The 9,052-nt window shown below is 71.4% G+C and carries 7 protein-coding genes; 5 read left to right on the top strand and 2 right to left on the bottom strand.

The window, feature by feature from the left end; translation table 11 throughout:
* Positions 1–109 precede the first annotated feature (109 nt).
* Positions 110–1,717, bottom strand: coding sequence for a malate synthase A (aceB, locus tag E1293_RS40175; protein ID WP_132204260.1), 1,608 nt, complete (start codon positions 1,715–1,717; stop codon positions 110–112).
* A 236-nt stretch (positions 1,718–1,953) separates the two neighbouring features.
* Here aceB and hflX point away from each other — a divergent pair, with 236 nt between their 5' ends.
* From hflX to E1293_RS40160, 3 genes are all read left to right on the top strand, one after another.
* Positions 1,954–3,384, top strand: a complete 1,431-nt coding sequence (gene hflX / locus E1293_RS40170) for a GTPase HflX (RefSeq protein ID WP_132204258.1) — start codon at positions 1,954–1,956, stop codon at positions 3,382–3,384.
* 451 nt (positions 3,385–3,835) lie between these two features.
* Positions 3,836–5,050: an imidazolonepropionase gene (hutI, locus tag E1293_RS40165; protein ID WP_132204256.1), complete on the top strand. Its 1,215-nt coding sequence runs from the start codon at positions 3,836–3,838 to the stop codon at positions 5,048–5,050.
* Positions 5,051–5,083: 33 nt separating this feature from the next.
* Positions 5,084–5,929, top strand: coding sequence for a DegV family protein (locus E1293_RS40160; RefSeq protein ID WP_132204254.1), 846 nt, complete (start codon positions 5,084–5,086; stop codon positions 5,927–5,929).
* On the opposite strand, the gene E1293_RS40155 is transcribed toward E1293_RS40160, so the two are convergent.
* Positions 5,920–6,672 (bottom strand): helix-turn-helix domain-containing protein, encoded by a 753-nt coding sequence (locus tag E1293_RS40155; protein WP_132204252.1) that lies wholly within the window; start codon positions 6,670–6,672, stop codon positions 5,920–5,922. The genes E1293_RS40160 and E1293_RS40155 overlap by 10 nt on opposite strands.
* Positions 6,673–6,740: 68 nt before the next feature.
* On the opposite strand from E1293_RS40155, the gene E1293_RS40150 reads away from it, so the two are divergent.
* Together E1293_RS40150 and E1293_RS40145 are read left to right on the top strand one after the other, a co-directional pair.
* On the top strand, positions 6,741–8,045 hold the full coding sequence (locus E1293_RS40150; RefSeq protein WP_132204250.1) for an MFS transporter: 1,305 nt from the start codon (positions 6,741–6,743) through the stop codon (positions 8,043–8,045).
* Between the two features lie 68 nt (positions 8,046–8,113).
* Positions 8,114–8,815, top strand: a complete 702-nt coding sequence (locus tag E1293_RS40145) for a ComEA family DNA-binding protein (protein ID WP_132204248.1) — start codon at positions 8,114–8,116, stop codon at positions 8,813–8,815.
* Positions 8,816–9,052: the final 237 nt, after the last annotated feature.

The raw sequence follows: 9,052 nt of genomic DNA, 5'->3' as shown, positions 1-9,052 counted from the left end.
ATCCCGCGACCACCCCCGAAACCCCGGCCCGCGAGGAGCGGGGGTCCATGCGGTGATTTCGGTGGCCGGCGCCCCAAGGCCCCGGCCACCGAAGTCACCGCCGAACTTCTTAGGGGAACGTCTGGTAGGCGGGCGTGGTCAGGAACTCGGAGTACTCGTCGGCCAGGGTGACCTCCTTGAAGAGGGTCACGGCCTGGTTGTAGCGGGGCTCGTTGTACGCCTGGCCCAGCTCCTCGCGGATCTTGGCCAGCTCCTCGTCCAGCAGCTGCTCCACCCACTCCTTGGTGATCTTGCGGCCCTCGGCGGTGGACACGCCGTTGTAGATCCACTGCCACACCTGGGAGCGGGAGATCTCCGCGGTGGCGGCGTCCTCCATCAGGTTGTGGATCGCGACGGCGCCGGCGCCGTCCAGCCAGGTGGCGAGGTAGCGCAGCGCCACGTCGACGTTGCCGCGCAGGCCGGCCTCGGTGATCTCGCCGGGCGTGTCCTTGATGTTGAGCAGGCCGGCGGCGGAGACGCGCACGTCCTCGCGGAGCCGGTCGCGCTGGTTCGGCCGGTCGCCGAGGACGCCGTCGAACACCTCGCGGCAGACGGGGACGAGGTCGGGGTGGGCGACCCAGGAGCCGTCGAAGCCGTCGCCGGACTCGCGGGTCTTGTCGGCGCGGACCTTCTCCAGCGCGACCTTGTTGACCTCCTCGTCGCGGCGGGACGGGATGAACGCCGCCATGCCGCCGATCGCGTGCGCGCCGCGCTTGTGGCACGTCCGGACGAGCAGCTCGGTGTAGGCCCGCATGAACGGCGCGGTCATCGTGATCGCGTTGCGCTCGGGCAGGATGAAGTCGGCGCCCCGGTCCCGGAACTTCTTGATCACCGAGAAGAGGTAGTCCCAGCGGCCGGCGTTCAGGCCCGCGGAGTGGTCGCGCAGCTCGTAGAGGATCTCCTCCATCTCGAACGCGGCCGGGATCGTCTCGATCAGCACGGTCGCGCGGATGGTGCCGCGCGGGATCTCCAGGTGGTCCTGGGCGAGGTTGAACGCGTCGTTCCAGAGCCGCGCCTCAAGGTGGCTCTCCATCTTCGGCAGGTAGTAGTAGGGGCCCTTCCCCTTGGCCAGCTGCCGCCGCGCCGAGTGGACGAAGTAGAGGCCGAAGTCGAACAGCGACCCGGACATGGGCTCGCCGTCGATGAGGAGGTGCTTCTCCTCCATGTGCCATCCGCGCGGCCGGACGACGACGGTCGCGAGCTCCTCGTCGGACTTGAGCGCGTAGGACTTGCCGCTCTTCTCGTCGGTGAAGTCGATGGTGCGGTCGAGGGCGTCCCGCAGGTTGAGCTGCCCCTCGACCATGTTGTCCCAGAGCGGGGTGTTGGCGTCCTCGAAGTCGGCCAGCCACACCTTCGCGCCCGAGTTCAGCGCGTTGATCGTCATCTTCCGGTCGGTCGGGCCGGTGATCTCGACGCGGCGGTCCACCAGGCCCGGGGCGGGCTCGGCGACCCGCCAGGAGTCGTCGGTGCGCACGCTCGCGGTCTCGGGCAGGAAGTCCAGCGTCCCGCCCTCGGACAGGGCGCGCTGCCGGTCCGCGCGGGCGGCCAGCAGCTCCTTGCGCCGGGTGCCCAGCTCGCGCTGCAGGACGGCGAGCAGGCCGAGCGCCTCCGGGGTCAGGATCTCCTCGTACCGCTCGCCGAGGGGTCCGGTGACCTCGATGCCTTCCAGTCCAGCCATCTGCCCTGCCCTTTCGTCTGATTTCGCCTGGTGAAATTCGACTTCTGTTATGTGGAGAACGGTACTCGGCGGTACGAGGCCCGGTCAAAGCCGGGGTCCCCGCCACATCTCCCCGTGCGCGCTTGCGTCAACCCCACGGGGGAATCCCGGGGTGATAACCACGTGACCACCGGGGACGGTGCGTGAGACGATCCCCGGGAAGATACGGCCGCGACGCGGCGTTCTACCGAGGACATATGACTCAACCTTTCTCTGCAGACCAGGCCCAGACCCAGGACGAGTTCGAGCCCATGACGGGGGAACTCGACCTAGAGGACCGGCGGGCACTCCGCCGCGTCGCGGGGCTGTCCACCGAGCTGACCGACGTCACCGAGGTCGAGTACCGCGCCCTCCGGCTGGAGCGGGTCGTCCTCGTCGGCGTCTGGACGGAGGGAACGGCCGCCGACGCCGAGAACTCCCTGCGCGAGCTGGCGCTGCTCGCCGAGACCGCGGGTTCGCAGGTGCTCGAAGGGCTCGTCCAGCGCCGGTCCCGGCCCGACCCGGCCACCTACATCGGCTCCGGCAAGGCCGCGGAGCTGCGCGACGTCGTGATCTCCACCGGCGCCGACACCGTCATCTGCGACGGCGAGCTGGCGCCGAGCCAGCTGCGGCACCTGGAGGAGACCGTCCAGGTCAAGGTCATCGACCGGACCGCGCTGATCCTCGACATCTTCGCCCAGCACGCCAAGAGCCGCGAGGGCAAGGCCCAGGTCGAGCTGGCCCAGCTCAACTACCTGCTGCCGCGGCTGCGCGGCTGGGGCGGCAACCTGTCCCGGCAGGTCGGCGGGCGCGCCGCGGGCGGCGTCGGCATCGGCGGCCGCGGCCCCGGCGAGACCAAGATCGAGCTGGACCGGCGGCGGATCCGCACCCGGATGGCCAAGCTGCGCCGGCAGATCGCCGGCATGTCCAAGGCGCGCGACACCAAGCGCGGTGAGCGGCGCCGCAACGCGGTGCCCGCCGTCGCCATCGCCGGCTACACCAACGCGGGCAAGTCGTCCCTGCTCAACCGGCTCACCGGCGCCGGGGTGCTGGTGGAGAACGCGCTGTTCGCCACCCTCGACCCGACCGTCCGGCGCGCCGAGACGCCCGGCGGCCGCGCCTACACCCTGGCCGACACCGTCGGGTTCGTCCGGCACCTGCCGCACCAGCTCGTCGAGGCGTTCCGCTCGACGCTGGAGGAGGTCACCGACGCCGGGCTCGTCCTGCACGTCGTGGACGGCTCCGACCCCGACCCCGAGGCGCAGATCGCCGCCGTCCGGGAGGTGCTGCGGGAGATCGACGCCGCGGCGATCCCCGAGCTCATCGTGATCAACAAGGCCGACGCCGCCGACGAGCTGGCGGTCGCGCGGCTGCAGCGCCGCGAGCCGCACAGCGTCGTCGTGTCCGCCCGCACCGGGTTCGGCATCGACGAGCTGCGCGCCGCGATCGAGGCCGGCCTGCCCGGGCTGGAGAGCGAGCTGCACGTCCTCCTGCCCTACGAGCGCGGCGACCTCGTCGCGCAGGTGCACGAGCGCGGCGAGGTGCTCAAGCAGGACCACGTCGCCGACGGCACCGTCCTGCACGCGCGTGTGCCGGCCGTTCTCGCGGGCGAGCTGGCCCAGTACGAGACCGTGTCGCCGACGGCCTGAATCTCTGTCCCACCGGGTCCCGCACAGGGCCCGGTGGGTTTGGGACCTGCCGGAGGTCCGGTTCGGGGACGTCCGAAGACGCGTCCTGGTCGCCGAACGGTGACAGCTTCCCCAATCCGCTTGACGGTGCGGTTGAAATCCGTACGGTCGTAGAGCTAGGGGCGGGGTGATGGGTGTCGATGTGCTGCGATCAGAGGTTGTCCGACGGGCCTTCAGTGCACTACCGTGACGAAACCGATATCTCCGGTCTCGTTGCCAGTGGTGGCCTCCCGGTCACCCGACCCCTCAATGGTGGAGTCGCCGGCACCCAGTCGGCGTTTCGGATCGAGAGCAGGTGGCCCAACCATGGCAGGTCCGAACACCGGAACGAGGGCAGGCGACCCGCCCCCACGCCGTACGGCGCCCGGAACCGCGCTGAAGCGCGCATGGCTCCACCCAGGTCGGTGACCCTATGACGGTACGGCTGTTGACGAACATCGGCAGGCTCTGGACGGGCACCGACGTCTGCAGCAACGCCGCGGTGCTCATCCACGACGACCGGGTCGTCTGGGCCGGGCCCGCGTCCGACCTCCCGCAGAGCGTCCCCGGCATCATCGACGACATCGTCGACGTCGACCACGTGGAGAACCTCGGCGGCGGCCTCGTCACGCCCGGGCTCATCGACGCGCACTCCCACCCCGTCTACGCGGGCAACCGCTGGGCCGAGCTGGCGATGCGCACCAGCGGCTCGTCCCACTCCGCCATCACCGCGGCGGGCGGCGGCGTGAACTCCACCGTGACCGTCACCCGCGGGACCGACCCCTGGACGCTCTGCAACGGCGTCCGCGAACGGCTCCGCCAGTGGATCCTCGCCGGCACCACCACGGTCGAGGCCAAGACCGGCTACCACCTCACCCGCGACGGCGAGCTCGCCGACATCCGGATGCTGCGGTCGCTGGAGGGCGAGCCGTCCATGCCGCGCATCCACGCTACGTTCCTCGCCGCGCACATCCTGCCGCCCGAGTTCTTCGGCCGCCGCCGCGACTACATCGAGGCCGTCCGGCTGTGGGCCGGCGACGCCGCCGTGGCCGGTGCCGACTCGATCGACGTCTACTGCGACGAGGGCCACTTCACCGCCGAAGAGGCCCGCGCCCTGCTGCTCACCGGCAAGCGCGCCGGGCTCAAGGCGCGCATGCACGCCTGCGCCAACGAGCGCATCGGCGCCGCGCAGGTCGCCGCCGAGGTCGGCTGCGCGTCCGCCGACCTGCTCACCCAGGCCAACGACGACGACATCAAGGCCCTCGCCCACGCCGGCGTCACCGCCACCGTCTGCCCCGGCAGCTCCCTCAACAGCAGCCGCGCACCGGCACCCGTCCGGCAGATGCTCGACCGCGGCGTCACCGTCGCCCTGGGCACCGACCACAATCCGGGCCAGTGCGGCATCACGTCCATGCCGCTGGTCATCGGGCTGTCCGTCGCCATGTTCGGGCTGAGCGTGACCGAGGCACTGCGCGCCGCCACCCTCGGCGGTGCCGCCGCGCTGCGCGTCGGCGACCGCGGGTCGCTCGCGCCGGGGATGCTCGCCGACATCGTCCTTTGGGACGCCGACCACGAGGGCGCGTTCGCCTGGGCGTTCGGGCTCCGCGCGCTGCGGGTCTGGCGGGGCGGCGTGCCCGTCCAGTCCTGACGCGCGCTCCCGGCGGCGGGTAATGTCGCCACCATGGGCAGTGCGGTCGCGGTCGTCACGGATTCCACCGCCTACCTTCCGCCGGGGCTCGCCGAACGGCACGGGCTGACCGTCGTCCCATTGCAGATCGCCGTCGGCGGCGCCACCCGGGACGAGTTCGACATCAGCACCGGCGAAGCCGCTCTGGCCCTGAAGGAATGGCAGCCCATCAGCACGTCCCGTCCGGCGCCCCAGCGATTCGCCGAGGCATACAAGACCGCAGCCGCGTCGGGAGCCCGCGCCGTGGTCTCCGTACACCTGTCGTCGGAGATGTCCGGGACGGTGGAGACGGCGCGGCTCGCGGCCGACGACGCACCCGTGCCCGTAACGGTCGTCGACAGCGGAACCATCGGCATGGGCCTCGGGTTCGCCGCCCTCTCCGCGGCGGCCGCGGCCATGTCCGGCGGGGACGCCGAGGGCGCCGTGGCGGCCGCCCGCCGGCGGGCCCGGTCGACCCGGTCCCTCATCTACGTCGACACCCTGGAGCACCTGCGGCGCGGCGGACGGATCGGCGCCGCGGCCACGCTGCTCGGCTCCGCGCTGATGGTGAAGCCTCTGCTCGACATCGCGGACGGGCGCATCGTGCCGCTCGAGAAGGTCCGCACCTCCTCGCGCGCGCTTGCGCGACTGGAGGAACTCGCCGTCGCCGAGGCCGGTGAACGGCACGTCGACCTCGGGGTGCAGCATCTCGCCGCGCCCGCCCGCGCCGAAGCCCTCGCGGCGCGGTTGCGCGAACGCGTCCCGCACGTCCACGACGTCTACGTCGGCGAGGTCGGGCCGGTCATCGGCGCCCACGTCGGACCGGGCATGCTCGGCGTCGTGGTGGCGCCTCAGCTCTGACCCAGCAGGCGGCGGAGGGCCGCCGGGGGCCGGCCGGTCTCCGCCTTGACCGTCCGGGTGAGGTGCGCGTGGTCGGCGAAACCGAGGTCCGCGGCGAGGCCGGACAGATCCCGCTCGCCCTGTTCGATGCGGTCCAGGGCCCTGGCGACCCGGATCCGGTTCCGGTAGCGGGTGACGGACATGCCGGTCTCCCTCTGGAACGTCCGGCTCAGATGGGACGGGGAGACCTCCAGAAGGCGGGCCAGCGAGATCAGCCCGGCGGCTTGCGGATGGCGGCCGGTGATGGCCTCGCGGGCCTCGTCGACCAGTGCGCGCCGCCTGCCTCCTGGCTCGTCCAACGCGAGGTGGACGAGCAGGCTCAGAAGCCGCTCGGCCGCCTCGTACGTCACGTCGGGACCGGCTCGCAGTAGGAGACGGTGGGCGACGTCCGCGCGCGCGCCGACCCTGACCGTCCCGGACGGTCGCCGCCAGAGACTCGGTGACAGCGTGATGGCCGTGCACACGTCGCCCCCAGCCGGATGCGCGAACTGGCCCTCCTCATCTGCCGCCTGTGCGTAACCCAGCGTCCGGTCGATGACGACGCGTCCATGACGCGACCGCATGCGGAACCGTCCCGCCCGCACCAGAACAACCTGGTGACCGGTGAACGGCTCCGGTTCCGACCAGCCGGGCCCATGCTCGGCGCACCGCACCGCATGGACGGCGAAATCATCCGTCTCTGCCACGGTCGTCGACTCGCGCATGCCCGTCATCGTACGCACGGGCAAACATCTTCAAGCGCGCAAGGCGGGCCGCCGCGCAGACTCGCGGAATGGTCAAACGATGGCTGCTCGTCGTGCTGCTCACCGGGCAGACGATGGTCTCGATGGACGGCTCCATCGTGGCGGTGGCGATGCCCAACATCGCGGCGGGACTGCACGCGTCCGGTTCGCTGATGCAACTCGTCACGGGCGGCTACACATTCGCCCTCGCCGTCCTCGTCGTCACAGGAGCGCGCCTAGGCGACGGCTACGGCCACCGCACGATGTTCTTCTACGGACTGTTCGGCTTCACCGTCACCTCTCTCGCGTGCGGGCTGGCTCCCTCCGGCGCCGTGCTCGTGACCGCGAGGATCTGCCAGGGCGCATCGGCGGCGCTGCTGCTGCCACAGGTTCTGTCGCTGATCCAGCTGGCTTTCGACGGGCCCGCACGGGCTCGTGCGCTCGGCCTCTACTCGATGGTGCTGGCGCTAGGGGTCGCCCTGGGACAGGTAGCGGGAGGCGTCATCGTGACCCTTGGAGGGAGTTGGAGGCCCATCTTTCTTGTGAACGTCCCTGTAGGCGCACTGCTCCTTGCCGTCGGACCGCGCTTGATGCCTCCGGAGCCCAGGAAGCCCATCCATCTGGACCTACTGGGCGTGGTGCTGCTCTCCTGCGGGATGGGCGGATTCGTCGTGCCGCTGGTGCTCGGCAGGGAGCAGCACTGGCCGCTCTGGACATGGCCGTCGCTGGTGGCGGGTTGCGTCATGCTCGCCGCGTTCTGCGTCCATGAGCTGCGGACCACGTCGCCGCTGCTGGATCTGTCCGTGCTGCTTCGGCCGCTCGTCCGTCCCGGGCTGTTCGCCGCGTGCGCGGTGATGGGCGCGTACACCGGGTTCCTGTTCACGCTTGCGCTCTACCTGCAGAACGTCCTCGGCTTCACCCCGCTCCATGCCGGCCTGACGTTCGTCCCTTACACGGTGGGGTTCGCCACGGCGGGCCTGGGGTGGACACGTCTTCCGCTACGGGAGCACCTCCCCGCCATAGGCCTGCTCGGTCTCGCCGTCGCGGCCTCGCTCTTGGCCGCCCTCATCCAGGACGGCTGGCCTACGCTCCTGCCGATCCCGCTCCTGTTCGTCGCGGGGGCCGGTCATGCCGCAGGCTTCAGCCCGCTCGTCGACCGGATCACCGCGGCCGTGGGACCGGGCCAGGCGTCGTCCGTGTCCGCGCTGACGAACACCGGGACGCTGCTGTCGGGCGTCCTCTCGATCGCCGTGTTGGGAGGCGTCTACCTCGCTGATCCGGGGACGATGTCGCACGTCACAGCGCTCATGGTGCCGCTTCTCCTCATCGCCGCGGTGGCCGCCGGACGGCGCTGACCCCGAAGTTATCCACAATTGCTGAACCGGCCGCGGTGCTTCTCCCGCCCTCCCTAACGTCAATCGGCATGAGACCTGCCACGGAAGACCGTCTCCACACGCTCATGGGCCGGTTGAAGCCACCCGACGCACCGCCGGCGGCCCGCTTACACGCGACCCCCGAACGCTCCCACGTCCGCATGCTCGTCCTCGTGGGCGTGATCGCGGCAGCGGTGGCCGCCGGCTACCTGTGGCTGGCCCGCCCGCGCCCACAGGATTCCGCGACCCCCACCGCGACCGCCTCGCTGGCCGACACCAGACCCACCCTCTCGGCCAGCCCTGCGGCGGCGTCGTCCTCGGTGGTCGTCCACGTCCTGGGCAAGGTTGAACACCCGGGCGTGGTCACCCTGCCGTCCGGCTCACGTGTCGCCGAGGCGATCAAGGCCGCCGGCGGGGCGCGCCCAGGCGCGAAGACCGGCACCCTCAACCTGGCCCGCAAACTGGTGGACGGCGAACAGATCCCGGTAGGCATCCGGGCCCCGACACCATCGCCTCCGCCGCCCGCAGGCGCAGGCGCAGGCGCCCCGGGCACGCCCGGCACCCCGCTGGACCTCAACACGGCCACCCCCGACCAGCTGGACGACCTCCCCGGCGTGGGCCCCGTCCTGGCCCAGCGCATCGTCGCCTACCGCACCCAGCACGGCGGCTTTCGCTCGATCGACCAACTCCAGGACGTCAGCGGCATCGGCTCCCACCGCTTCGCCGACCTGAAACCCATGGTCCGCGTCTGACCCCCTCCCGCGCACACGTCCGTCACGTTGCAGACCACCTCCGCGCTTCCTCCCGCCCGAAGGCGCGCGGCGCACCGAAGGTGTCAGATGACCCACGATCTCCGGCTCCTCGCCCCGGCCCTGGCGACCTGGCTCACCGCCGCCGCGACCATCGGCCTGCCGACGCCCCTCATCTACGCCCTAGCGGCAGCGGCCGCAGCAACGTCCCTCTACCTCCTGACCCCACGCCACCGGACC

This window comes from Actinomadura darangshiensis (genome assembly GCF_004349235.1).
GTDB lineage: Bacteria > Actinomycetota > Actinomycetes > Streptosporangiales > Streptosporangiaceae > Spirillospora > Spirillospora darangshiensis.
The sequence above is the reverse complement of the archived record's forward strand: the minus strand, read 5'-3'. Positions and strand labels throughout refer to the sequence as shown.

Bases quoted from the DNA above. Each gene is read 5' to 3' on its own strand.
- aceB (WP_132204260.1), bottom strand. From the start codon at position 1,717: ATGGCTGGACTGGAAGGCATCGAGGTCACCGGACCCCTCGGCGAGCGG.
- hflX (WP_132204258.1), top strand. From the start codon at position 1,954: ATGACTCAACCTTTCTCTGCAGACCAGGCCCAGACCCAGGACGAGTTC.
- hutI (WP_132204256.1), top strand. From the start codon at position 3,836: ATGACGGTACGGCTGTTGACGAACATCGGCAGGCTCTGGACGGGCACC.
- E1293_RS40160 (WP_132204254.1), top strand. From the start codon at position 5,084: ATGGGCAGTGCGGTCGCGGTCGTCACGGATTCCACCGCCTACCTTCCG.
- E1293_RS40155 (WP_132204252.1), bottom strand. From the start codon at position 6,672: ATGCGCGAGTCGACGACCGTGGCAGAGACGGATGATTTCGCCGTCCAT.
- E1293_RS40150 (WP_132204250.1), top strand. From the start codon at position 6,741: ATGGTCAAACGATGGCTGCTCGTCGTGCTGCTCACCGGGCAGACGATG.
- E1293_RS40145 (WP_132204248.1), top strand. From the start codon at position 8,114: ATGAGACCTGCCACGGAAGACCGTCTCCACACGCTCATGGGCCGGTTG.